The organism is Modestobacter italicus (assembly GCF_000306785.1).
In the GTDB taxonomy this organism is placed as follows: domain Bacteria; phylum Actinomycetota; class Actinomycetes; order Mycobacteriales; family Geodermatophilaceae; genus Modestobacter; species Modestobacter italicus.
Map to the genome: position 1 here is coordinate 2,382,527 of NC_017955.1, position 24,347 is coordinate 2,406,873.

Genomic DNA, 24,347 nt, shown 5'->3' on the forward strand with positions numbered 1-24,347 from the left:
GCCGTCGACGGGTCCGCGCGCGCCGGGTCAGCGGGCCGGCTGCCGGACTGCGGTGGGCACCGGCGGTCGCCCCTGCCGGGGATCGCCGCCGCCGGCGATGCGCAGCAGGGCACGGAGCGCCGGTACCGCCCCGACCGGCTCGATCGCCGACGGTGAGGCGGCGGGGTGGTGCGCCGCGATCCGCACTCGCAACGCTGCCGGCCGGGTCCGGAAGACCAGCGGAGGAGTGAGCAGCGCGGCCTCCCCGTCGATGCCCGCCGGCACCGGACGGGTCGCCTCGACCCGGAGGTCGGTGGTCTCCCACTGGCGCCAGGGCCGGCGCCGGCGCCGCGCCCCGCCGACCGGTGGGTCGAGCACGGTCACCCCGAGGAGGCCCTGGTCGACAGCCGGCCGGGTGCCGGCGCCGGCGGCACCGGCGAGCCGGTACTGGTCGTTGCCGACCATCAGGACCGCCGCGCCGCGCAGCGTGCGACCGCCCGGGGTGGTCCAGCGCAGGTCCTGGGAGGCGCGCGCCGGGACCTGCGAGGCCGCCACCGTGTCCAGCAGCGTCCGCAGCTTCGCGGCGCGGTAGCCCTCCTGCTGCACCGCCTCCGCGTAGACACCCAGCGAGACGTTGTTGACGAAGACCCGGTCGTTGACCTCGGCCAGGTCCACCAGCCGCTCGCCGCCGTCGACGAACGCGTCGAGCGCGCCGACCACGTCGTCCCGGTCCACGCCGAGGTCGAGGGCGAAGTGGTTGCGCGTGCCGGCGGGGATGCACGCGTAGGGCAGGTCGGCCTCGGCGGCGAGGGCGGCCACCACGGCCTGGGACCCGTCGCCGCCGGCCATGGCCAGAGCGTCCGCGCCGGCGTCGACGGCCGCCCGGACCAGTGCCTCGAGATCGCCCCCAGGACGCAGCTCGACCACGACGATGCCCCGCTCCCGGGCGGCCGCGGCCAGCCCGGCTCGGCCCGCCCGGCCACCGCCGGACCGCGGGTTCACCACGAGCACCGGTCGCCGTGGTCGTGGCGCGGCGGGGAGGACGACCTCGGGCCGGAAGGCGGCCCGGGCGGCCGCGTGCCAGACCAGCGCGCCGAGGCCGAGCAGCAGCAGGCTGCGGCGGTAGCCCTCGTCGCCCAGCACCAGGACCCCGCCCGCCAGGGCGGCGCCGCCGACGGCGAGGCCGGCCAGGCGCGCCCAGCCCCGGCGCAGGACCCCCTCCCACGCGCCGGCCGCGACGAGGGCGGCGCAGAGCAGCAGGAGCAGGCCGCGCGGGAAGTCGTCGACCGCCACGGTGACCCCCAGCGCGAGCACCCACGCCGCGGCGGCGAGCGCGACGGCGGCTGTCGTGCGGCGCCAGCGCACCCGGGACCGGCGGCGTGCAGCGGACATCGACGACCTCCTCGGTCAGCGCCCTGACCGGATGGCCAGGTGCCGCCGCACTCGTCGTGGAGCGTCGAGTGTCCACCCGGCCCGCCGGGGAGGACAGGGCTCCGGACCGGGGGACGGCGCGGCGGACCTCGTTGGACAACGCACCGATCGTCGGGCATGATCGTCGCCGTAGGGGAGTACCCCTCCGCGGAGCGTCGTCAGTACGGCCTGTCATCAGGTCCGGCGCATCCGGTCCGGCAGCTCGCCGGGCGGGGGAGACCTGCCGACTTCGTGTTGGAGGCCTCTGCCATGCCCGCTGCCGCCCGTCCCACCGCCCCCGCCGTCACCCCCGCCGTCGACGAGGCGTGGGTCGCGCCGACCTGGGAGCAGGTGGTGCGGGACCACTCGGCGCGGGTTTACCGGCTGGCCTACCGGCTCTCGGGCAACCAGCAGGACGCCGAGGACCTGACCCAGGAGACGTTCGTGCGGGTGTTCCGCTCGCTGGCGGACTTCTCCCCGGGCACGTTCGAGGGCTGGTTGCACCGGATCACCACGAACCTGTTCCTGGACATGGTGCGGCGCCGGCAGCGGATCCGGTTCGACGCGCTGCCCGAGGACACCGAGCGGTTGCCGGGGGCGGCGCCCTCGCCGGAGCAGGTGTACGCCGACACCCACCTGGACCCGCAGGTGCAGGCGGCGTTGGACGCGTTGTCCCCGGAGTTCCGGGTGGCGGTGGTGCTGTGCGACATCGAGGGTCTGACCTACGAGGAGATCTCGGCGACGTTGGGCATCAAGCTGGGCACGGTGCGCAGCCGGATCCACCGCGGGCGGGTGCAGCTGCGCGAGGCGCTGGCCCACCTGGCCCCCGGCCGCACGCCGGCAGCCGCCTGACCGCTGCGGGTCGAGGACGGGAGCTCAGGACCGCGGCCGTCGCCCGATCTTGGACCCCAGCCAGGTCAGCGGGTCGTACCGGCGGTCGGCCACCCGCTCCTTCAGCGGGATGATCCCGTTGTCGGTGAGGTGGATGCCCTCGGGGCACACCTCGCTGCAGCACTTGGTGATGTTGCACAAGCCCAGGCCGAACTCCTCCTGCGCGGCGTCACGCCGGTCGGCGACGTCCAGCGGGTGCATGTCGAGCTCGGCCAGCCGGATGAGGAAACCGGGCCCCGCGAAGCTCCGCTTGTTCTCCTCGTGGTCCCGGATGACGTGGCAGGTGTCCTGGCAGAGCCAGCACTCGATGCACTTGCGGAACTCCTGCGAGCGCTCGACGTCGACCTGCTGCATGCGGTGGCTGCCGTCGGCCTCCCGCGGCCGGGGGACCAGCGCCGGGATCTGCGCGGCCTTCTCGTAGTTGTAGGACACGTCGGTGACGAGGTCGCGGATGACCGGGAAGGTCCGCAGCGGGGTGAGGGTGACCGGCTCGTCCTCGGCGAAGGTGCTCATCCGGGTCAGGCACATCAGCCGGGGCCGCCCGTTTACCTCGGCGCTGCAGGACCCGCACTTGCCGGCCTTGCAGTTCCAGCGGACGGCGAGGTCGCCGGCCTGGGTCGCCTGCAGCCGGTGGACGATGTCCAGCACCACCTCGCCCTCGTTCACCTCCACGGTGAACGTCTGCAGGTCCCCGCCGGACGCGTCGCCGCGCCACACCCGGAACGTCGCGTCGTAGCCCATGTGCGTGCCCCCGTCAGGACTCGAGGAGCTCGGCGAGGTCGCCGGGCATCTGCGGCAGCGGTTGCCGGGTCACCCGCACCGCGTCGGCATCGGCCGGCAGGTCCAGGACGAGGTTGAGGTGTGCCCAGGCGTCGTCCGCAGCGGGGAAGTCGTCGCGGGTGTGGCCGCCCCGGCTCTCCTCGCGCTCGAGTGCAGCGCGGGCGATGCACTCGCTGACCAGCAGCAGGTGCGGCAGGTCCAGGGCCAGGTGCCAGCCGGGGTTGTACTGCCGGTGCCCCTCGACGGACAGGTTCGCGACTCGTCCCTTCAGGACGGCGATCCGCTCCAGCGCCTGCGCCATCTCCGCGCGGGTGCGGATGATGCCGACCAGGTCGTGCATCGTCGACTGCAGGTCCTGCTGCACGGCGTAGGGGTTCTCCCCGCCGTCCCGGTCGAACGGCGCGAGCGCCGCGGCGGCCGCATCGGCCAGCGCCGCCTCGGCGACCTCGACGCGGGCGCCGGCCAGCTTCGCCGCGTGCTCGGCGGCGGCGAGCCCGGCACGGCGGCCGAACACCAGCAGGTCCGACAGCGAGTTGCCGCCGAGCCGGTTGGAGCCGTGCATGCCGCCGGCCACCTCCCCGGCGGCGAAGAGGCCGGGCAGCCGGGACTCCTGGGTGTCCGGGTCGACCTCGACCCCGCCCATCACGTAGTGGCAGGTGGGCCCGATCTCCATCGCCTCGCGGGTGATGTCGACGTCGGCCAGCTCCTTGAACTGGTGGTACATCGAGGGCAACCGCTTCCGGATGTACTCGGCCGGTCGTCGCGAGGCGATGTCCAGCCACACCCCGCCGTGCTCGGTCCCGCGGCCGGCCTTCACCTCGCTGTTGATGGCGCGGGCGACCTCGTCGCGGGGGAGCAGCTCAGGCGGGCGCCGGTTGTTCGTCTTGTCGGTGTACCAGCGGTCGGCCTCCTCCTCGGACTCCGCGGTCTCCTTGCGGAAGTAGTCGGGGATGTAGTCGAACATGAACCGGTTGCCGGCGGAGTTCCTCAGGATCCCGCCGTCGCCGCGGACGCTCTCGGTGACCAGCAGCCCGCGCACCGACGGCGGCCACACCATGCCGGTCGGGTGGAACTGGACGAACTCCATGTTCACCAGCGAGGCGCCGGCCTGCAGCGCCAGGGAGTGCCCGTCGCCGGTGTACTCCCAGGAGTTCGAGGTGACCTTGTAGGCCTTGCCGATGCCGCCGGTGGCCAGCACGACCGAGGGCGCCTGCCAGACGACGAACCGACCGGACTCGCGCCAGTACCCGAACGCGCCGGTGACCGTCTCGTCGTCGCGGAGCAGCCGGGTGACCGTGCACTCCATGTACACGTCGATGCCGAGGGCGACGGTGCGCTGCTGCAGGGTGCGCAGCAGCTCCAGCCCGGTCCGGTCGCCGACGTGGGCCAGGCGGGCGTACCGGTGGCCGCCGAAGTCGCGCTGGCTGATCAGGCCGTCCGGCGTCCGGTCGAACAGCGCACCCCAGTCCTCGAGCTCGAGGACCCGGTCCGGCGCCTCCTGCGCGTGCAGCTGCGCCATCCGCCAGTGGTTGAGCATCTTCCCGCCGCGCATGGTGTCCCGGAAGTGCACCCGCCAGTTGTCCTCGGGCCAGGTGTTGCCCATGGCCGCGGCGATGCCGCCCTCGGCCATCACCGTGTGCGCCTTGCCGAGCAGCGACTTGCAGACGACGGCGGTGCGCGCGCCGTTCTCGGAGGCGGCGATGGCCGCCCGCAGGCCGGCACCCCCCGCGCCGACGACGACGACGTCGTACTCGTGCCTCTCGAGCTCCATCAGAAGAACCTCGGGTCGGAGATCGTGCCGGTGGCCAGCAGGAGGACGTAGAAGTCGGCGAAGGCGACGGTGAACAGCGACGCCCAGGCGAACTGCATGTGCCGGGCGTTCAGCTTCGAGATCGACGTCCAGGCCCGGTAGCGCAGCGGGTGCCGGGAGAAGGAGTTGATCCGGCCGCCGACGATGTGCCGGCAGGAGTGGCAGGACAGCGAGTAGAGCGCCAGCAGGACGGCGTTGACCAGCAGGACAACCGTGCCCAGGCCCATGTGGCCCCAGGCTCCGGTCTCGTCCCGGAACGCCAGGACGACGTCGTAGAACAGGATCACGTTGATGACCAGCGCGGCGTAGAGCGCGTACCGGTGGACGTTCTGGCCGAGCAGCGGCAGCCGGGTCTCCCCGGTGTAGCGGCGGTGCGGCTCGGCGACCGCGCAGGCCGGCGGCGACAACCAGAACGACCGGTAGTAGGCCTTCCGGTAGTAGTAGCAGGTCAGCCGGATCCCCAGCGGGAAGACCAGGATGTAGAGCGCCGGGGAGATCCAGGCCGGCCCGGTGAACAGCTCGGGGAAGGTGTCGCCCTCGCACGCCGTCGTCAGGCACGGCGAGTAGAACGGCGAGATGTAGGGCTCGGCGAAGTAGTGCGCGTCCTGGAACGCCCGGAACGTGGCGTAGACGATGAACAGCAGCAGCGCGACGGCGGTGACCAGGGGCTGCAGCCACCAGCGGTCGGTGCGCAGGGTGCGTGCCGCGATGGCCGCGCGGCGGGGCGCGGCCATCCCGTTCCCCGCGCCCGGGGAGACGGCCCCGGTCCCGCGTGGGGCGGTGGCGGTCACCGCCCCGTGCGGCCGGTCCCGCCCCAGCCCTCGTCGTCCCCGTCGCCGTAGACGCCCGCGAAGGGCTCCCGTGCCGTGTACGGCCGGGCGCCGCACAGCAGGGTCAGGTCCTCGCGCACCCGGGTGAGGTCACTCCTCAGCCGCCGGGCGTCCACGGTGTCGCCGAAGTGCCTGCCGACCGGTGCACAGGCCTGCTCGAAGGCGTCGAGCGCCTGCCGAGCCGCTGCCACGTCCTGCTCCAGGGACATCGCTGCCTCCACGTCGCTGCTGACGCCGCCGAGATGGTGGGAGGCAGTCGACCACGGACGCCGGGCCGGGGAAAGGGGCTCCGGCGCGGCAGTTGTGACCCACGTCACCTAGAGCTGGACGCCGGGGTTGGCGTGCTCGAACCAGGCGTCCTCCACCTCGGCCCGGTCCAGCGGGTTGCCCGGGTCGACCGACCGGTGGTGCTCCCACCCACCGCACGTGCACGACGCCACGTAGGCGTCGGTGCCGTGGGTGTCGCTGCCCTCCCTCCGCTCGTAGCGGTGGGTGTGCCCCCGGAGGTGCATCACGCCGTCCTCCTCCCTCTGTCGACGGGGCACGTGCCGGGCGGCACGCACCGTGCTCGTCCCCCGCCGCCCGGCGGGGCGACCAGGACGTCGATCATCTCCACGACGGCTCGACGCTGGCCCACTCGGCCTCCCAGCGACGGGACCGGCTCCGCTCGATCAGCACCCCTGTCCCGGCATGAGCGGCCCACAGGAGCGCGGAGAGCCCGACGAAGACCCCGAGGCCCTGGCCGACCGCCCGGCCGGTGACGTCGTCCGCGCTCAGCGGAGGTGGCTCGCGGGTGCCGTCCCGACCGATCCAGATGGGCACCGACGAGCCCGCCCGCGCGCCGGCGGCCAGGGTCACGGTGCCCTGGTGCTCGGTACCGTCCGGGCCGGCCCACACGGCGGTCCACTGCTCCCGGAACCTGCCGTCCCACGACTCGCCGACCGGCGCCGCCACCTCGTCCACGAGCCGGGCGGGCACCTGCTGCCGCTCGGCCGCGGCCGCCGCCGCCTGGTCCCGCGCCTGCGCGTGACCCGCCCTCGCGGCGGCGACGCCGACCAGGGCCGCCGCCAGGAGACCGCACACGAGCAGGACCAGGGCGAGGAACTCGAGGCGGTCCGACCCCCGCCGGAGCGGGCCGGGGCCCAGTGCCGCCCTCCGGATGGCCGGACCGGTGCCGGCGCGGTGGTCCGGGTGCACGACGACCTCCTCGCTCGGCTGACCGGTCACGGGTGTTCCTGGGACGGGTGGGACCGGCTGCCCGGTCGCGCGGCACCGTCCCGGCGGCTACGTCGAGGAGCTGCTGTGCGGCACCCCGGGACGAGGCGCCGCCTCCGGGACCGGGTCCACGGCAGGCGGCAGCGCAGCGGCGAGCGCCGCGGCCAGGGCGTGCCGGAGGGCCGGGTCCCGCTGCTCCTGCGGCAGTTCGCGCAGCGCCAGGACCGACAGCTCCAGCCGACGGCGGCCCGCCCCGTACCGGTGCAGTGCGTCCAGCCGGCGGGCCAGGCCGGCCAGCGTCCCGGCGCTGGTCACCAGGTCGTACCTCCGCTCGGCACCGCGCCGCAGCCGGCGCACCCGGGCCGTGTCCGTGGCGGCCTGGGTGGCGGCCACGGTGGCGCGGACGACGGCAGCGGTCCGGCGGGCGTCGGGGGAGGACCCCGTCTCCGCCAGGCTCGGCGCGAAGGCGGCCAGCAGCGGCCGGCCGGCCTCGGTGGAGGCGTCGTTCACCAGGCGTGCGACGGTGGCGAGCGTGGGGTCGGTGCAGGAGGGGTGGTCGTTGAACGGCTTCCCGGCGAGGACGGAGACGTACTCCATCAGGCAGGCGCCGTCCTCCGGTGCCAGGTGGGCGCCCACCCGCAGCTGCGGGAGGCCCTCGGGGACGGGTCGGGCATCGGAGCGCTGCACGGCGGGACCGCCTCTCGGTGGTGGACGACGGTGGCCGGCCCGGCCCGCAGCCCCCGCTGCGGTCCCCGGACCGGTCCTCCGACTCTCGCCTGCCCCGACGGCTGCCACCTCGCCCGAGCAGGATGAGCCGCGCGGCGCCGTCGTCTCCCGCCGACCGCAGGGCTCACGCGATGATCAGGTACAGCCCGTAGGCGACGACGAGACCGGTGGCGGACAGGCACACCACGGCGAGGGCCGTGCCCGCCCACCGCGGCCGCCCGTCCCCGCTCCGTTCGCCGGTGGTCCGCCCGGCCGGGTCGGACAGCCCGAGGACGGCGAACGAGACGAGCAGGACGACGGTGACCGCGGCGGCGGCCGCGACCACCGCGATGGCGGCCAGCGTGCCCCAGTCGATCTGCACGGTCGGCTCCTCCCGGTCAGGCGGGGACGTCGACGGCCGCCGGCAGCGGCCGGTCGTTGACGTTGGTGGCGCTGACCGCGTCGCGCCGCGACGCGGCGTAGAGGCCGGCGGCCAGGGTGATGCCGGTCAGCGCGACGACGGCCACGCCGGCCGTGCCGGTCGCGGCCAGCCAGGAGGCGCCGGCGCCCACGACGGCCGCGGACGGCAGGGTGAAGGTCCAGGCCAGCGCGATCCGCCCGGCCATCCCCCAGTGCACCGAGGCCAGCCGCCGTCCGGCACCCGCGCCGAGGATCGAGCCGGTGCACACCTGCGTGGTGGACAGCGGCAGCCCGAGGTGGGTCGAGGACAGGATGACCGCGGTGCTGGTCGTCTCGGCGGTGAAGCCCTGCACCAGGTGGATGTCGCTGACCCGGTTGCCGAGGGTCCGGATGATCCGCCAGCCGCCCATGTAGGTGCCCAGCCCGATCGCCAGCCCGGCGGCCAGGACGACCCACGAAGGTGGTCCCGAGCCGGGCGCGAGCATGCCCGAGGTGATCAGGGTCAAGGTGATCACGCCCATGGTCTTCTGCGCGTCGTTGGTGCCGTGCGCGAGCGCGACCATCGACGCCGAGACGCGCTGGGCGACCGTGAACCCGCGGTCCACGGTGCCCGGGTCGGCCCGCGCGGAGATCCGGAAGGCCAGGTAGGTGACGACGACGGCGATCAGCGCGGCGACCACAGGCGACAGCACGGCGGGGAGCACGATCTTGTTGAGCACCGCGTCGAAGTCGATCGCGCCGACGCCGCCGGCCACCCAGGTCGCGCCGATCAGACCGCCGAACAGCGCGTGCGACGAGCTGGACGGCAACCCGAGGTACCAGGTCACCAGGTTCCACAGGATGGCCCCGACCAGCCCGGCGAAGACCACCACCGGGTCGATGAGCGTCTCGTCGACCAGCCCGCCGGAGATGGTGTTGGCCACCTGGACCGAGAGGAAGGCCCCGACCACGTTCAGGCAGGCGGCGATCGTCACGGCGGTCCGGGGCCGGAACGCACCGGTCGCGATGGAGGTGGCCATGGCGTTGGCCGTGTCGTGGAAGCCGTTCGTGAAGTCGAAGACCAGCGCGGTCACGACCACCACGACGACGATGAGCGATGCGTCCATCGACTGCGCCTCTCTGCCCGCCGACACCCGGCGCCGTGCGGGTCCCGCCGGTGCAGGATGACGGCCCTCCCGGCGGCGCCGCCTCACCCTGCGAGGAGGACGGCGCACGCCACCCACCGCACCTGCCATGGCCGGCTCACCGGCGTCGGCGGGGCGCGAGCGGGCTGAGGGTCGTCAAGGTGGGGAGCACCACTCGCAGCACCGCGCCGCTCGTCAGTGGAGCAGGACCTTCACCCCGATGAGCGCACCGCCCACGGCGGCGACCAGGACGGCCTGCAGCACCGCGCGGGGCCGCGGCGCCCCGGCCAGCCGGGCGGCCCAGTAGCCGTACCAGCCGATCAGCCCCAGCCCTCCCCACGTGGCGAGGGTGAACGCCGTCGCGAGCTCGAGCCACCCCACCGCGGCCGCCAGGAAGAAGACGGCGGAGAACCCCACGCCGAACGCGACCGCCCCCGCCTGGCCGACCAGGTGCGCCAGCTGCGCGCGCGTGACCCGGTGCCGCTGGCTCGTCTCGGTGCCCACGACGTCGCTGTAGATCTCGGCCAGTGCCACCGTGACGCCGGACAGCAGCAACCAGACCGCCATGACCAGCGCGGACGGCGGGTCGGAGTCCAGCGCGACCACCAGGCTGAGGCCGATGATCGCGCCGTAGACGACCCGGCTGACCGCGCGGGAGCCGAGGTGGGCCTCGAGAGCGGCACGCACAGCCGACGACCGTCCGCTCCACCGGGCCGTCCGGCATCCTCCGCGCAGGAGGATCCGCGGTGCCTCAGCCGGGGGAGGCGTCGGTCCCGTCGGTCGCCGCTGGCGGCGGGCCGGCTGGGTCGTGCTCCACCGGTGGCGGGTCCGCGACCGCTCCGCCCTCGTCCCGGCGCGGCCGTGCGCGGGCCGCCGCGGCCAGGTCGGCCCGGGCCGCTGCCGCCTCGGCGACAGCGCGGTCGCGGGCCTCCTCGGCCCGCAGCCGGTCGCGACGGCTCTCCTCGGCCTGGCGCTCGGCCCGTTCGGCGCGGGCCTCCTGCAGCCGTGCCCGCTCGGTGGCCTCCGCGGTCCGGGCCACCGCTGCCCGGACCCGGCCCGCCGCGGCCGTGGTCTCCAACCGGACCGCCGCCTCGGCCTGCTCGGCCCGGCCGGCCGCCCGGGCCGCCTCGGCCCGGGCGTCCTCGGTCTCCGCGCGGGCCGCGCGTTCGGTCTCCAGCGCCCGGTCCCGGGCCGCCTCGGCCGCCGCCGCCCGCTCCTGCGCGGTGGCGGCGTCGGCCAGCGCGCGGTCGCGGGCCTCCTCCGCCCGGGCCGCCTCGCCGCGCGCGGACCCGGCGTCGGCCACCGCCGCGGCCCGCCGCCGCTCGGCCTCCTGCCGCGCCGCCTCGGCCTCGCGGGCGGCCGCGCCGGCCGCGTCCGCGGCCGCGCGTGCCTCCTGCGCCGCGCGCTCCGCGGCGTCGGCGGTCTCCCGGGCGGCCTCGGCCTGGTCCCGGGCCGCGGTCAGCTGCTCCCGGGCGGTGGCGGCCTCCGCCCGGGCCGCGGCCGCGTCGGCGTCGGCCCGCGCCGCCGCCTCGAGCGCCTCCCGGGTCGCCGTCTCGGCGACCGCCCGGACCCGGTCGGCGAGGGACGCCCGCTGCTCGGCCTCGGCGATCTCGCGGCGGGCGTCGGTGCGGATCGCCGCCCGCTCGACCTCCAGCAGCTCGGCGTCCGCGGCCCGGGTCAGCACCTCCCGGGCGCGGGTCACCTGCTCCTCGATCGCCAGCAGGGTGTGACGGAACCGGTCGGCTGCCTCGGTGAGGGTCTCGGCGGCCGGTGGCCGGTGACCCGGGGCGTTGCCCGTCGCCGCCGCGGTCGGGGAGCGGACGGCGGCCTCGGCCCGGCGCGCGGCGAAGGCGGTCGTGCGGTTGTGGTCCGGGCGGGTGCAGTACGAGGACCGGCCGCCGGTCGGCGGAGGCGGTGCCACCGGCCGGTCGCAGCTCGGGAAGGCGCACATCGCCGTGCCAGCGGTCATGCCGGGGATCCTCCGCTCGTTCGTGCGTTCGTGCATACCGACAACGAACGAACGAACGTCATTGATCGGGATGAGCAGGCGCGGAGCCAGCCGCACGCTCCATAATCAACTGTTATGGAGTCCTTCCAGCCCGACGTCGCGCGAGCCGTTCGGGTCCCGCGCGAGGTGGTCGTCCGGCCGGGGGACGGGGGTCTCGTGCTGCCTGGGGACGTCGAGTCGGTGGGGCGCTACCTCACCGCCGCGAAGGCCGAGTCGACGCGCAAGGCCTACGAGGCGGACTTCCGCGCGTGGTCGGCGTGGGCCCGGCAGCGCGGCTTCGACCCGCTGCCCGCGGCCGACGCCGCGGTGGCGGCCTACCTCGCGGCGCTCAGCGACGCCGGGGCCAGCCCGCGGACCGTCGCCCGGCGGCTGTCCGGCATCGGGCACGCGCACCGGGAGGCCGGGCTCCCCAGCCCGACCGAGCACCCCGGCACCCGCGAGGTGCTGCGGGGCATCCGCCGCACGGCGGCCCGCGGCGGTCGCCGGCCGAAGAAGGCCCGGGCGATCGACACCCAGACGGTCCGGGCGCTGGTCGAGGACCTCCCGGACGGCGTGGCCGGGACCCGCGACCGGGCGCTGATCCTCACCTCCTTCGCGCTCGGGCTGCGGGCCTCGGACGCCTGCGGGCTGGACGTGGGCGACCTGGCCCCGGCCGGGCACGGCGGCCTCGACGTCACCGTCCGCTGGTCGAAGACCGACCAGGAGGGCGCCGGCGAGGTGCTGGCGCTGGCACCTGGGACGCGCGCGCAGACCTGCCCGGTGCGCGCCCTGCAGGCGTGGGTCGAGGCGGCCGGGCTGCAGGGGGCGACCGGACCGCTGTTCCGCAGCGTCGGGCGGGGCGCGCAGCCGCGGATCGGCCGGACCCGGATGGCCCGGTCCTCGGTCCGGCTGGTCCTCCGCCGGGCCGCCGAGCACGCCGGTGTCCCGCTCGACGGGCTGAGCCCGCACAGCCTGCGGCGGTCGTTCGCGACCGAGGGCTACAAGGCCGGGGTCAGCGAGCGGGAGCTGGCCCGGACGGGCCGGTGGGCGTCGGTGACCACGCTGCGCGGCTACGACGCCAGCAGCCGCTGGGCGGCTCCGGCGTCCGGCCGGCTCGGTCTCTGAGCCCCGGCGGGCTCAGACCTCGCCCGGGTAGGGCGGCGCGCTGTCCGCGACGACCGCGCCGCGCTCGCCCAGCGGCTGCTCGGGGCCGACCGTCGAGTCGCGGGTCGTCTCGCGCTCGGCCTCGGCGTTGACCGCGGCGCCCACGATGACCAGGAAGACGGTGACCCACAGCCAGAACATGCTGATCGCCACCCCGGCCAGACCGCCGTACGTCGAGGAGTAGCTGCCCAGCCGCTCGACGTAGGCGAAGAAGCCGGCCGTGGTGGCCAGCCACAGCACGGTCGCGACCGCCGAGCCGCCGGTGATCCACCGCCAGCGGGCCTGCTCCCGGTCCGGGCCCCACCGGTACAGCAGGGCGAGCATCGAGGTCATGACGCCGGCGAGACCGAGCCACACGAGGACGGTCGCGACCGCGCGGACCGGGTCGGAGGCCCCGGACAGGGCACGGGACAGCGTGCCGGCGAGGGTGACCAGGGCGCCCAGGACCACCGCGCCACCGAGGACGAACAGCAGCGCCAGGCCGGTGCGGCGCAGGAACCCGCGGCTCTCCGTCTCGTGGTAGGCGAGGGTCAGCCCGTCGATCAGGTAGGTCATGGCGGTCGTCGCCGTGTAGAGCGCGACCACCAGCCCGGTGAGCCCGCTGAGGGTGTGCACCTGGCCGGAGGCGGTGGTGATCGTGGTGAGCTGCTCGGCCACCATCGGCCGGAGCTCGGTGGGCAGCATCCCGGTCACCCGGGACAGCTGCTGGAGCGCCTGCTCGGGGGTGGTGACCGCGCCGTAGACCGAGATCGCCGTCACCAGCACCGGGGCGATGGACAGGATCGCGAAGAACGCCACGCCCGCGCTCTGCACCATGAGCCGGTCGCTGGCCACGTGCCTCAGCACCCGGCGGAGGACGTGCCGCCAGCCCGCGGCGGAGATCTGCCGCGGCGAGTCGGCCTCGCTCGCCGGCGGACGTCGTCGCGACGCCGCTGCCCGCCCCGCGCGCCCGTGCTCTCGAGCCCACGCCATGGCTCATCCCATACGCGGTCGGGAGCAGCCGCAACACGCAGCCGGTCGGCTGATCGCCCCGCCGGCGCGAGCGCGGGTCAGGCGGCGCGCTTGGAGGGTCGGCCTGTCGGGGGCGAGGAAGGCCTCCAGCGTCCGGGGCGGCCGTCCGGTCACCCGCTCCACGGTGTCGGTCACCACGGCGAAGCTGCCGGCGTGCACCCGCCGGAAGGTCAGCTCGGTGAGCGCCCGCGCGAAGCCGTCGCTGCCGGCCAGCACGTCCTCGATCGGCACCTCCCGGTGCGCCACGGGGTGCCCGGTCGCGGCGGACAGCAGCTCCGCGGTGCGCGGCAGCGAGAGGGCCGCCGGCCCGGACAGCTCGTGCACCTGACCGGCCTGCCCCGGGTCGAGCAGCGCGTGCTCGGCCACGGCGGCGATGTCCCGGGCGTCGATCCAGGCCACGCTCGCGCCACCGCTGGAGAACGGCAGCTCGCCGCGGCCGGCGACCTGGTCCAGGTAGTACCGCGGGTCGGTGAACACCTGCATGAACCAGCTCGGCCGCACCATCGTCCAGCTGCGGCCGCTGCGGCGCACCGCCTGCTCGGCGCGCACCGCCCAGTCGTCGGGGGCGAGGGCGTCGGTGGCCTGCTCGGACAGCAGGACGACGTGGGTCCGCTCCGGCAGCCCGTCGAGCAGCGCACCGATCAGCTCCGGGGCGTCGGGGCGGTCCGGTCGGACGACGTAGACGGCGTCGACGCCCTCGGTCGCCGCCGGCCAGCCGGAGGTGTCGTCCCACGAGAACGCCGTGGGCCGGACGCCGTCGGTGCTCACCGTGGCCGGGTCGCTGCTGCCGCCGAGCACCTCGACGCCCGACCGGGCGACGAGCAGCTCGGCCAGCGGGCGGCCGGTCTTGGCGCGCACCCCGGTCACCAGGACGCGGGTCATGCCGGTACCTCTGCGGTCGTGCGCCTCATGACGGCCCCTCCGTGCGGTCGGGTGGCCCGGCTCCGGCCGCCGGGCGGTCACCGGAGCCCGGAGTCTGCCGGACGTGGCGCCGGAAGAGGGGCTGGTTGGTGCTGGTCCGACGTCGTCCGGGGGGAGGAGCATCACCGGCGTCCGATGAGTCCCCGGCCGCGGCCGGGTCACAGCTGCAGACGCACTCGTCCCCGGACCCGAGGTGGCAGGCAGATGACCGCACAGACGACGCTCGCGATCGAGGCCAGCGGGCTGGAGAAGTCCTTCGGTGAGACCCGCGCCGTCGCCGGGGTGGACCTCGCCGTCCCGGCCGGATCCGTCTACGGGGTGCTCGGGCCCAACGGCGCGGGCAAGACCACGACCATCCGGATGCTGGCCACGCTCATCCCGCCCGATGCCGGCAGCGCCCGCGTGCTGGGGCACGACGTCGTGTCCGAGGCGGCGACGGTCCGCGAGCTGGTCAGCCTGACCGGCCAGCTCGCCTCGGTCGACGAGGAGCTCACCGGCCGGGAGAACCTCCGGCTGCTCGGCCGGCTCCTCGGCTTCTCCCGTGCCGCCGCCAAGGACCGCGCCGACGAGCTGCTCGAGGCCTTCGACATCGCCGAGGCGGCCGGCAGGCTGGTCAAGCACTTCTCGGGCGGCATGCGCCGCCGGCTCGACATCGCCGCGAGCATCGTGGTCACCCCGCAGTTGATGTTCCTGGACGAGCCGACCACCGGGCTGGACCCGCGCTCCCGCAACCAGGTCTGGGAGATCGCCCGGGCGCTGGTGGCCGAGGGGACGACGATCCTGCTCTGCACCCAGTACCTCGAGGAGGCCGACCAGCTCGCCGACGGCATCGCCGTGATCGACCGGGGCCGGGTCATCGCCGAGGGCACCCCCGCCGACCTCAAGGCCTCGGTCGGCACCGGATCGCTGTCCGTGCGGCTGCTCGACCCCGCCCGCCGTGCCGAGGCGGCCGAGCTGCTGGAACGGACGGTGGGCCCGGTGGTGCTGGAACCGGAACCCACGGCCCTGTCCGCCACCGGCGCGGACGCCGGACGGGCGGCGGTCGCCGTCGCCGAGCTCTCCCGCGCGGGCTTCCCACTGGCGCACTTCTCGCTGCAGCAGCCCAGCCTCGACGAGGTCTTCCTCGCCCTCACCGGCCACGCGGCCGAGGAGACGTCCCAGCCCTCCGACGACCTGCAGGAGCACCTGTCATGACGACGACGACCGCGCCGGGCACCGCGGACACCGCAGCGGTCCGCCGGGCGATCTCCTCCACCCCGCGCCCGCCCCGGCCCGGCCCGCTGTCGGCCGCGCTCACCTTCGGCTGGCGGGGCATGCTGAAGGTCAAGCACGTGCCCGAGCAGCTGCTGGACGTCACCGTCACGCCGGTGATGTTCCTGCTCATGTTCACCTACCTGTTCGGCGGTGCGATCGCGGGCTCGACCAGCGCCTACCTGGACTACACGCTGCCGGGCCTGCTGGTCATGTCGGTGCTGTTCACCACCGTCTACTCCGGGGTCAGCCTCAACACCGACCTGACGAAGGGCGTCGTCGACCGCTTCCGCACGCTGCCGATCTGGCGGCCGGCGCCGCTGCTGGGCTCGCTGCTCGGCGACAGCGTCCGCTACGTCATCGCCGGCACGGTGATCATCGTCGTCGGCGTCGCCCTGGGCTTCCGGCCCGACGGCGGCGTCCTCGGGGCGGTCGCGGCGCTGGCGCTGGTCGTCGTCTTCTCGTTCGGGTTGTCCTGGGTCTTCTGCGTCCTCGGCCTGCTCCTGCGGTCGCCGAACGCGGTGATGAACGCCGGGTTCATGGCGATCTTCCCGCTGACGTTCCTGTCCAACGTCTTCGTCGACCCCGCCACGCTGCCGGGCCCGCTGGAGGCCTTCGTCGACGTCAACCCGATCTCCGTCCTGGCCACCGCGTCGCGGTCGCTGATGGCCGGCGAGCCCGACGGCGGCGCGATCGTCGTCTCCCTCGCGGTGGCGGCGGGGCTGGCCGCGGTGTTCCTGCCGCTGACCACGCGGCTCTACCGCAGCCGCTGAGCACGGCGCTGGGCGGTCAGCGACCGCCCTCGGCGGCGATCAGCCCGGCGACCTCCTCCGGCATCTCCGAGCAGTCGTCGTCGGTGTCCGGTTGGCCCTCGGCGAGGCCCTCGACCCCGGCGTCCTCGACCGGTTGGAAGCCCTTCTCGGCGATGTGCCGGGGCACCCGGGCCTGCGCGTTGAGGACGTGCGAGCGCGACAGCCAGCCGAGGCCGTCGTCCACCTCGAAGTCCAGGCCGCCGCCGGGTGCCCGCTGCACGTGCCCCGGGGAGGGCAGCAGCCCGACCAGCTGGACGGCCTGGTCGACCGTCAGCGTGGACGGCGGGGTGTCGAACCAGTACCAGCTGGCCGAGCAGATGCCGTAGATCCGCGGACCGAGCTGCGCGTGGTTGACGTACAGCTCGAGCATCCGGCGGTCGTCGACCACCAGCGCCAGCTCCGCCGCCAGACCGGCCTCGACCGCCTTGCGCCAGGCGCTCATCCCCTGGTTGAGGAACAGGTTCTTGGCCACCTGCTGCGGGATGGTCGACCCGGACGGGTCCTCCTCGCCGCGCAGGTGCGCCTCGGCGCGGCCGACCAGCTCGTCCCAGGTGAAGGCGCCGTCCCGGTAGGGGAGGGGCTGGTCCTCGTGCGCGATGACGGCGGCGAGGAAGTTGCGGGACACGTGCTCGACGGGCACCGACTGCTGGACCGCCCCGTCGCTGTTGGCCAGCTGGAACGCCGTCGTCGGCGGGTCGACCCAGCGCAGCGACAGCAGGACCGCGGCCTGCACGAGGAAGGCGACGACCAGCAGCCGGAGGACCCGGCGGAACAGCCGCCGCCTCGGCACGCCCCCGGGTGGGGACGACGGCCCGGCCCCGGAGCCCGGCGCGGGGGGTGCTGCGACCGGATCGCCGTCCGGTGGGCCCTGATCGCCGGCCACCGGTCGCGACATGCGCCGGGTGGGCGTCCGGTCGGTCCACTGCTGCCCGGGCGGGACGTCGTCGGGGGAGCGACGACGGTGCGACGCGAAGGGCATGCGGAGCTGTCCTCCCGAGGACCGACGGACCGGGTCCCCAGGCTACGAGGCGGTCGGCGGAAGGGCCGTTCCCACGCCGTGCGTCACGGCACAGCCCGACCGCGATGACCCACCTCTCGGGTTTCGGCGCCGAAACCCGGCCCGGTTCCGGCGCCGGAACCTGGTTCGTCCGGTGCCCGCCGGCCTCAGCGCCGGGTCGCCGCCCCGGATCCGCTCGGGACCGGCGCGGCCTCCTCTGCCGGCACGCCGGGCTCGTCGGGACGCCGCGCGAGCGCGCTGGGCCACCACATGTGCCGGCCGACGTCGAGGGTGAGGGCGGTGACCAGCACCGAGCGCACGACGACCGTGTCCAGCAGCACCCCCAGGGCGACGGCGATGCCCAGCTGGGTCAGGAACGTCAGCGGCAGCGTGCCGAGCACCGCGAAGGTCGCCGCGAGCACCAGACCGGCGGAGGTGATCACACCGCCGGTGGCCGCCAGGCCGATCAGCGCGGCCCGCCGGGTGCCGTGGTCGACCGCCTCCTCCCGCACCCGGGTCATCAGGAAGATGTTGTAGTCGATGCCGAGGGCGACGAGGAACACGAAGACGAACAGCGGGAACGAGCTGTCGGTGTCGGTGACCCCGATCGTCGCCTGGAAGACCAGCGCGCTCAGCCCCAGCGCCGCGCCGTAGGACAGCACCACCGTGGCGATCAGGATCACCGGGGCGACCACGGCCCGCAGCAGCAGGCCCAGCACCACCAGGACGACCAGCATGATCAGCGGGATGACCACCCGGTTGTCCCGCTGGGAGGCGTCCTGGACGTCGAGGTTCAGCGCGGTGTTCCCGCCGACGAGCGCCTGGCCGTCCCCGGCGTCGTCCAGGTTGGTCCGCAGCCGCTCGATGGTGGCGTAGGCGGCCGGGCTGTCGAACGGGTCGGCCAGCGCCGCCTCGACCAGCGCCTGGTCGCCGACGACCTGCGGCTGACCGGTCTGGGCGATGCCCTCGGTCGAGGCCACGGCAGCGGCCACCTCGTCCGCCGAGGCGGCGGAGGTCACCACGTTCACGGCGTTGCCCGCGACGGCCGGGAAGTGCTGGGCGGCCACCGCGTCCCCCTCGATCGACTCCGGCGTGCCCCGGAAGCTCTCCGCCTGGGTCAGGCCGTTGGGGGAGAGCAGGAACACCCCCGCGCAGGCGGCCAGCAGCAGCCCGCTGGTGACGATCCACGTGCTCCGCGGCCGGGGCCGGATCCGGGCGCCGATGCGGGCCCAGATGCCGGTCGCGCTCGGCTCGGCACTGCCGAACGTCGGGCGCACCGGCCAGAACACCCAGCGACCGCAGATCACCAGCAGCGCCGGCAGCAGGGTCATCAGCACCACCAGGGTGACCGCGACGCCGATCGCGGCGACCGGCCCCAGCCCGGCGGTCGAGTTCATCTCCGCGAAGACCAGGCACAGCATGCCGAGCACGACGGTGCTGCCGCTGGCCAGCACCGCCGGTCCGGCCCGGTGCACGGCCTCGGTCATGGCCTCGTGCCGGTCGGTGTGCAGCCGCAGCTCCTCCCGGTAGCGGGCGACCAGGAGCAGCGCGTAGTCGGTGCCGGCCCCGACGACCAGCACCGTGAGGATGCTCGCGCTCTGCGCGTTGACCGTCAGGTCGGCGTAGCGGGCCAACAGGTAGATGACGGCCTGCGAGGTGAACAGGGCGATGACCGCCGAGAAGATCGGCAGCACCCAGAGCACCGGGCTGCGGTAGGTGAACAGCAGGATGACGATGACCACGCCGAGGGCGGCGAACAGCAGGGTGCCGTCGATGCCCGCGAAGGCCTCCGCGGAGTCGGCGGCGCTGCCGGCCGGACCTGTCACGTACGCGGACAGGCCGTCGGGGCCGTCCGACGCCTCGGCGCGGATCCCGTCGACGACCGGTGCGATCTGCTCCCAGCCGTCGGCGCCCACGTTGAGCGGCACGACCAGCTGCACGGCCTCGCCGTCCTCGGAGGGGACGGGGCCGACCACGGTGCCGTCGAGCTCCGGCAGCTCACCGAACGCCTGGACGTCCTCGGCGATGGCGGCGTCGTCGGCAGCGGTGAGGCCCCCGGTGCGCTCGTAGACCACGACCGCCGGGATCAGGTCGGGGTCGGCGCCGAGCTCGGTCTGCAGCTGCAGCGCCTGGGTCGACTCCGCGTCCGCCGGCAGCCACGCCGCGATGTCGTTCTCCTGCTCGTCGGTGAGCCCGCCGGCCAGCGGGGCCGACAGCGCGGCCACCACCAGCCAGAACACCAGGATCACCCACTTCAGGCGGGGGTGGCTGACGCGTGAGGCGAACGATCTGCCCATGGTGGCCTCTCAGGAGTCCCAGGCCGGCGGACCCGGACGGCGGCGGGTGCGGCGGCGACGCTAGCGAGACCGGGCGGTCTCGTCACCGCCTTTACCGCCGGACCGGTAGAGCGCTCTCACGCGCCGCCGCGCGGGCCCGCTGCCCGTACACGGCCGGTGGCAGGACGTGACGAAGGAGCAGAGCGCCTCCCGGCCGGGCCGTCCCTCGTCACGATCACGCATCGACGCTGGTCAGCGGCTCGGCGCTGGTCCTAGCGTGCCGCCTGTGAGGCGCTCCCGAGGGACAGCGGTCGCGGTGCTGGCCGTCGCGGTGCTGGCCGGCTGCTCCGGTCCGTCGGACTCCGGGTCGAGCGGCGCCGACAGCGGTGGTGTGGTCGCCACCGAGCCGGTGCCCGCGGCAGGTCCCGAGACGGGTCCGGCCGACCCCGTCGACGCCGATCCCGACCGGCAGGTGGTGACGACGGCGACCGCGTCGCTCACCGTCGACGACCCGGCCGACGGCGCCCAGCGGGTCAGCGAGCTGGTGCAGGCCGCCGGGGGCCGGGTCGACGAGCGCACCGAGCGCGCCGGGTCCGGGGACGCCGAGGACGACGGCGGCGGTGACCCGGCCGCGGACCTGGTGGTGCGGGTGCCGGCGGCAGCGCTGACCGGGCTCCTGGCGGACCTGGCGGACCTCGGCGACGTGGTGGACGTGTCGGTCTCCCGCTCCGACGTGACCGCGACCGCGGTCGACGTGGACGCGCGGATCTCGGCGCTGCGGACCTCGGTCGCACGTCTCCAGGCGCTGATGGACGGCGCGGCCACCACCGAGGCGCTGCTCGCGGCCGAGTCGGCCCTCGCCGAACGGCAGCAGGAGCTGGAGTCGCTGCAGTCCCAGCGGGCGCTGCTGGCCGATCAGGTGGAGCTGTCGACGCTCAGCGTGCACCTGCAGCCGTACGGGGTCGCGCCGGCCGGCGGGCCGGACGGCTTCCTGGACGGGCTGGCCACCGGGTGGCGGGCGCTGGTCGTGGCCCTCGGTGCGGTGGTCGTCGTCGTGGGCGTGGTGCTGCCGTGGCTGGTGCTCGCCGCCGTGCTGACCGCCGCGGTGCTGCTGCCCCTCGGCTGGGTGCGGCGGCGGGCCGCGGCGGTCACCCCGGCGCCCGCGCAGGACTGAGCGCAGGTCCCGGGGAACGGCGTCGCCCGGCGAGGGCGAGAGCGGTCGTCGGGACCAGGGTGAGCGCCGCGACGGCGGTGCCGACGACCACGGGGCCGACCGCACCGAGGCCGGTGCCGAGGGTCGCCCCGGCGGTCCCGGAGCCGACCGCGGTGCCGAGGTTGTACGCCGACACCGACATCGCCACCCCCAGCGTGGGGGCGACGCCGGCCGAGCGGACGGCCAGCGCGGACAGCACCGGGTTGGCGCTGAGCCCGACCAGCCCGAGCAGTCCGACGAGCGCGACCGCGGGCACCGCGCGGCCCGACAGCAGGCAGAGGGCCAGCAGCACCAGCGTGGTCACCGCCGCCACGACGACGGTCGTCGCGTGCGGGTGCGCGTCACCCAGCCGCCCGCCGACGACGGTGCCGACCAGGGAGCCGGCACCGAAGCCGACCAGCACCAGCGGGACCAGGCCCGCGGCGATGCCGGCGCGGTCGGTGAGCAGCGGGGAGACGTAGGAGTAGACCGACAGCACGCCGCCGGTGGTGGTGGCGCAGGCGGCCAGCACCAGCCAGAGCCGCCGGGACCGCACCGCGGCCAGCTCCGTCCGCAGCGGCACCGGCTGCTGGTCCTCCTGCTCGCGCCGGACGTGCCGGGCGATGAGCGGGATGGCGGCCAGCGCCAGCGCGGCCAGTGCCCAGAACGGACCGCGCCAGCCCGACAGCTGACCGGCGAAGGCGCCCAGCGGCACCCCGACGACGTTGGCGAGCATGCCGCCGGCGCCGACCAGGCCCAGCGCCCGGGAGCTGGCCGCCGGGCCGGCGGCGCGGGTCGCGACGACCGACGCCACCGCCCAGAAGGCCCCGGTGGCCCACGCCGTGACGAACCGGGCACCCAGCAGCAGCGGGAAGCTGGAGCCCAGCGCGACCACCACGTGGCCGGCCGCGAAGACCGCGAGGGCGGCCATCAGCGTCACCCGGCGCGGCACCCGCCGGGTCAGCAGCGCCATCGCCGGCGCGCCGACGATCATGCCGACCGCGAACACCGTGATGAGCAGACCGGCCCGGCCGACGCCCACGCCGAGGTCGCCGGCGATCTCGGGCAGCAGACCGGCGACGACGAACTCGGTGGTCAGCATGAGGAACGTGCCGACCGCGAGCACGTAGACGACGAACGGGAGCCGCGCGGGCGCCACCGGCGCCGGCCGCGAGGTCAGCTGCCCCGCGGTCACCGCAGGGTCGCGGCGTCGATCACGAACCGGTAGCGGACGTCGGAGGCCAGCACCCGCTCGTAGGCCTCGTTGACCTGCTGGGCGGCGATCACCTCGACCTCGGCGCCCAGGCTGTGCTCGGCGCAGAAGTCGAGCATCTCCTGGGTCTCGGCGATGCCGCCGATCATCGAGCCGGCGTAGCTGCGGCGGCCACCGATCAGCGACATCACGTTGAGGCTCAGCGGCTCGGCCGGGGCGCCGACGTTGACCAGCGCGCCGTCCACGGCCAGCAGCGACAGGTACGCGTCGACGTCGATCGGTGCGCTGACGGTGTTCACGACCAGGTCGAACCGGCCGGCCAGCGCGGTGAACGTGTCCGGGTCGCTGGTGGCGAAGTAGGCGTCGGCTCCCAGCCGCAGGCCGTCCTCCTGCTTCTTCAGCGACTGCGACAGCACGGTGACCTCGGCGCCCATGGCGTGCGCCAGCTTCACGGCCATGTGCCCGAGCCCGCCGAGGCCGACGACGGCGACGCGCTTGCCCGGTCCGGCGCCCCAGCGGCGCAGCGGCGAATAGGTCGTGATGCCGGCGCACAGCAGCGGCGCGGCGGCGGCCGGCTCGATGCCCTCGGGCACCCGGAGGACGAAGCCGGCGTCGACCACCACGTGCGTGGAGTAGCCGCCCTGGGTCGTCGTCCCGTCCCGGTCGGTGCTCGCGTAGGTGCCGACCATGCCGTTCAGGCAGTACTGCTCGTCGCCGTTGCGGCAGTTCGTGCAGTGCCCGCAGGAGTCGACCATGCAGCCGACCCCGACCCGGTCGCCCACCCGGTGGGTGGTCACGTCCGTACCGACCTCGGCGACGACGCCGACGATCTCGTGGCCGGGCACGACCGGGAAGGGCTGCGGGCCCCAGTCGCCGTTGACGGTGTGGATGTCGGAGTGGCAGATGCCGGCGAACTCGACCTCGATGAGGACGTCGGTCGGGCCGACGTCCCGGCGCTCGATGGTGGTGGGGGCCAGGGGCTGGCCGGCCGCGGGGGCGGCGTAGGCGTGGACGCGCATGGGGGAGTGCTCCTCGCTCGGTGTGGGGGTGGGTCAGACGGCCGGGCCGCTGACCACCCGAGACAACCCCGGCCGACGCGAGCGCGGGAGGTCGCGTCTGTGGGGGGTAGAAGCTCGACCTCCCTCCGCGGAGGTGCCGCCGTACGTTCGGAGGCGTGGACAACCGCTCCGACATCCGTGACTTCCTCGCCACCCGGCGTGCCCGGATCACCCCGGAGCAGGCCGGTCTGCTGCCCGGCGGGGGGCGGCGGCGGGTCCCCGGGCTGCGCCGCGAGGAGGTCGCCGTCCTCGCCGGCGTGAGCACCGACTGGTACACGCGGCTGGAGAAGGGGCACATCGGCGGCGTCTCCGAGGACGTCCTGCAGGCCGTCGCCCGGGCGCTGCAGCTGGACGACGCCGAGCGGACCTACCTGTTCGACCTGGCCCGCGCCGCGGCCACGAGGCCCTCCCGCACGCCGCAGCGGCGTGGCAGGGCCGGCCTCCCGCCGCGCGTGCAGTGGATGCTGGACTCGATGACCGGGTCCGCCGCGTTCGTCGCCAACGGCCGGCTGGACATCGTCGCGGCCAACAGCCTGGGCCGGGCGCTGCACTCACCGATGTTCGACGGCCCCCGGCGCCCGGCCAACTTCGCCCGGTTCCAGTTCCTCGACCCGCGGGCGCGCGACTACTACCCCGACTGGGAGGGCGCGGCGAAGATCACCGTCGCGCTGCTCCGCACCGAGGCCGGCCGGCGCCCGCACGACACGCAGCTGCGCGAGCTCGTCGGCGAGCTGTCGACGGTCAGCGAGGAGTTCCGCACCCGCTGGGCCGCGCACGACGTCCGGATCCACCACGCGGGCGTCAAGCAGTTCCACCACCCCGTGGTCGGGTCGCTGGGGCTGACCTACTGCACCCTCGCCCTGCCCACCGAGGGCCAGGCCGACCTGCGGCTGACCATCTACACCGCCGAACCCGGGTCGCCGTCGGCGGACGCGCTCGCGCTGCTGGCCAGCTGGGCGGCGACCGCCCCCGAGGTGACGGCCACCGCCACCGAGCACCTCTGACCGCTCACCCCGCGTGGGCCGGCAGCGTGACGGCGACGTGGAGCCCGCCGCCGGGGCGCGCGGTGACGGCGAGGGAGCTGCGCGCGGGTGCCGAGGACGGCGGCTGCCCGCCGGCGTACCGCGACCCCACCGAGGACCCGCGGACGCACCGGTGACCTCGCCGTCGGCGGCTGCTCACCGTCCGCAGTCGCCTCGTCGGACAACGCACCGGCTCGCTGGGCACGGCCGGCGGGCCGCCCACGACGCGCACGGCGAGCCCCGGCGGCGGTGGGACCCTCGGGTCGGGGCGGAGCCCGG

24 protein-coding genes are annotated in these 24,347 nt (G+C 75.2%); 6 read left to right on the forward strand and 18 right to left on the reverse strand.

Annotated elements, in window-relative coordinates; all coding sequences use genetic code 11:
• Positions 1-27: 27 nt before the first annotated feature.
• A complete protein-coding gene (locus MODMU_RS11650) occupies positions 28-1,371 on the reverse strand; it encodes a diacylglycerol/lipid kinase family protein (protein WP_014740442.1) in 1,344 nt (447 codons plus the stop codon).
• Between the two features lie 288 nt (positions 1,372-1,659).
• On the opposite strand from MODMU_RS11650, the gene sigE reads away from it, so the two are divergent.
• A complete protein-coding gene (sigE, locus tag MODMU_RS11655) occupies positions 1,660-2,241 on the forward strand; it encodes an RNA polymerase sigma factor SigE (RefSeq protein WP_041795205.1) in 582 nt (193 codons plus the stop codon).
• Positions 2,242-2,265: 24 nt separating this feature from the next.
• On the opposite strand, the gene MODMU_RS11660 is transcribed toward sigE, so the two are convergent.
• From MODMU_RS11660 to MODMU_RS27000, 11 genes are all read right to left on the reverse strand, one after another.
• A complete protein-coding gene (locus MODMU_RS11660) occupies positions 2,266-3,021 on the reverse strand; it encodes a succinate dehydrogenase/fumarate reductase iron-sulfur subunit (RefSeq protein WP_014740444.1) in 756 nt (251 codons plus the stop codon).
• 13 nt (positions 3,022-3,034) lie between these two features.
• Complete coding sequence (locus tag MODMU_RS26990; protein WP_014740445.1) at positions 3,035-4,831, reverse strand: fumarate reductase/succinate dehydrogenase flavoprotein subunit; 1,797 nt, start codon at positions 4,829-4,831, stop codon at positions 3,035-3,037.
• A complete protein-coding gene (locus MODMU_RS11665; RefSeq protein ID WP_051144168.1) occupies positions 4,831-5,604 on the reverse strand; it encodes a hypothetical protein in 774 nt (257 codons plus the stop codon). The genes MODMU_RS26990 and MODMU_RS11665 overlap by 1 nt, the downstream gene beginning before the upstream one ends.
• A gap of 53 nt (positions 5,605-5,657) precedes the next feature.
• Positions 5,658-5,909 (reverse strand): hypothetical protein, encoded by a 252-nt coding sequence (locus tag MODMU_RS11670; RefSeq protein ID WP_014740447.1) that lies wholly within the window; start codon positions 5,907-5,909, stop codon positions 5,658-5,660.
• Between the two features lie 108 nt (positions 5,910-6,017).
• Positions 6,018-6,215: a hypothetical protein gene (locus MODMU_RS11675; protein ID WP_014740448.1), complete on the reverse strand. Its 198-nt coding sequence runs from the start codon at positions 6,213-6,215 to the stop codon at positions 6,018-6,020.
• 91 nt (positions 6,216-6,306) lie between these two features.
• Positions 6,307-6,927: an Rv1733c family protein gene (locus MODMU_RS11680; RefSeq protein ID WP_014740449.1), complete on the reverse strand. Its 621-nt coding sequence runs from the start codon at positions 6,925-6,927 to the stop codon at positions 6,307-6,309.
• A gap of 57 nt (positions 6,928-6,984) precedes the next feature.
• Positions 6,985-7,602: a hypothetical protein gene (locus MODMU_RS26995; protein WP_014740450.1), complete on the reverse strand. Its 618-nt coding sequence runs from the start codon at positions 7,600-7,602 to the stop codon at positions 6,985-6,987.
• Positions 7,603-7,765: 163 nt separating this feature from the next.
• Positions 7,766-8,002 (reverse strand): hypothetical protein, encoded by a 237-nt coding sequence (locus MODMU_RS11690; protein ID WP_014740452.1) that lies wholly within the window; start codon positions 8,000-8,002, stop codon positions 7,766-7,768.
• 16 nt (positions 8,003-8,018) lie between these two features.
• Positions 8,019-9,146 (reverse strand): inorganic phosphate transporter, encoded by a 1,128-nt coding sequence (locus MODMU_RS11695; protein WP_014740453.1) that lies wholly within the window; start codon positions 9,144-9,146, stop codon positions 8,019-8,021.
• Positions 9,147-9,359: 213 nt separating this feature from the next.
• Positions 9,360-9,851, reverse strand: a complete 492-nt coding sequence (locus MODMU_RS11700; RefSeq protein WP_014740454.1) for a hypothetical protein — start codon at positions 9,849-9,851, stop codon at positions 9,360-9,362.
• Positions 9,852-9,915: 64 nt separating this feature from the next.
• On the reverse strand, positions 9,916-11,133 hold the full coding sequence (locus MODMU_RS27000) for a coiled-coil domain-containing protein (RefSeq protein WP_014740455.1): 1,218 nt from the start codon (positions 11,131-11,133) through the stop codon (positions 9,916-9,918).
• 114 nt (positions 11,134-11,247) lie between these two features.
• Between MODMU_RS27000 and MODMU_RS11710 the strand changes: the two genes are divergently transcribed.
• Positions 11,248-12,276, forward strand: a complete 1,029-nt coding sequence (locus tag MODMU_RS11710; protein ID WP_014740456.1) for a site-specific integrase — start codon at positions 11,248-11,250, stop codon at positions 12,274-12,276.
• A 12-nt stretch (positions 12,277-12,288) separates the two neighbouring features.
• Here the strand turns inward: MODMU_RS11710 and MODMU_RS11715 are convergent, their stop codons facing one another.
• Together MODMU_RS11715 and MODMU_RS11720 are read right to left on the reverse strand one after the other, a co-directional pair.
• The gene (locus MODMU_RS11715; RefSeq protein WP_041795206.1) at positions 12,289-13,287 is read right to left on the reverse strand and encodes a YihY/virulence factor BrkB family protein; all 999 of its coding nucleotides are present in this window, start codon (positions 13,285-13,287) and stop codon (positions 12,289-12,291) included.
• 3 nt (positions 13,288-13,290) lie between these two features.
• Positions 13,291-14,208: an NmrA family NAD(P)-binding protein gene (locus MODMU_RS11720; protein ID WP_014740458.1), complete on the reverse strand. Its 918-nt coding sequence runs from the start codon at positions 14,206-14,208 to the stop codon at positions 13,291-13,293.
• Between the two features lie 243 nt (positions 14,209-14,451).
• On the opposite strand from MODMU_RS11720, the gene MODMU_RS11725 reads away from it, so the two are divergent.
• Both MODMU_RS11725 and MODMU_RS11730 read left to right on the forward strand, forming a co-directional pair.
• Entirely contained in the window at positions 14,452-15,441 is a 990-nt protein-coding gene (locus MODMU_RS11725) for a daunorubicin resistance protein DrrA family ABC transporter ATP-binding protein (RefSeq protein ID WP_014740459.1), read from the forward strand.
• On the forward strand, positions 15,438-16,271 hold the full coding sequence (locus MODMU_RS11730) for an ABC transporter permease (protein ID WP_014740460.1): 834 nt from the start codon (positions 15,438-15,440) through the stop codon (positions 16,269-16,271). Before MODMU_RS11725 ends, MODMU_RS11730 begins: the two co-directional genes overlap by 4 nt.
• A 16-nt stretch (positions 16,272-16,287) precedes the next feature.
• On the opposite strand, the gene MODMU_RS11735 is transcribed toward MODMU_RS11730, so the two are convergent.
• Together MODMU_RS11735 and MODMU_RS11740 are read right to left on the reverse strand one after the other, a co-directional pair.
• Entirely contained in the window at positions 16,288-17,289 is a 1,002-nt protein-coding gene (locus MODMU_RS11735) for a biosynthetic peptidoglycan transglycosylase (RefSeq protein WP_166503464.1), read from the reverse strand.
• Positions 17,290-17,474: 185 nt separating this feature from the next.
• A complete protein-coding gene (locus tag MODMU_RS11740; RefSeq protein ID WP_014740462.1) occupies positions 17,475-19,604 on the reverse strand; it encodes an MMPL family transporter in 2,130 nt (709 codons plus the stop codon).
• A gap of 265 nt (positions 19,605-19,869) precedes the next feature.
• Here MODMU_RS11740 and MODMU_RS11745 point away from each other — a divergent pair, with 265 nt between their 5' ends.
• Positions 19,870-20,757: a DUF4349 domain-containing protein gene (locus MODMU_RS11745; protein WP_014740463.1), complete on the forward strand. Its 888-nt coding sequence runs from the start codon at positions 19,870-19,872 to the stop codon at positions 20,755-20,757.
• Here MODMU_RS11745 and MODMU_RS11750 read toward each other — a convergent pair.
• Both MODMU_RS11750 and MODMU_RS11755 read right to left on the reverse strand, forming a co-directional pair.
• Entirely contained in the window at positions 20,732-21,970 is a 1,239-nt protein-coding gene (locus tag MODMU_RS11750; protein WP_014740464.1) for an MFS transporter, read from the reverse strand. The two genes, MODMU_RS11745 and MODMU_RS11750, sit on opposite strands and share 26 nt — an antisense overlap.
• Complete coding sequence (locus MODMU_RS11755) at positions 21,967-23,007, reverse strand: NAD(P)-dependent alcohol dehydrogenase (RefSeq protein ID WP_014740465.1); 1,041 nt, start codon at positions 23,005-23,007, stop codon at positions 21,967-21,969. Before MODMU_RS11755 ends, MODMU_RS11750 begins: the two co-directional genes overlap by 4 nt.
• Positions 23,008-23,162: 155 nt before the next feature.
• Between MODMU_RS11755 and MODMU_RS11760 the strand changes: the two genes are divergently transcribed.
• Positions 23,163-24,050, forward strand: a complete 888-nt coding sequence (locus tag MODMU_RS11760; protein ID WP_014740466.1) for a helix-turn-helix transcriptional regulator — start codon at positions 23,163-23,165, stop codon at positions 24,048-24,050.
• The last annotated feature ends 297 nt before the right edge of the window (positions 24,051-24,347 follow it).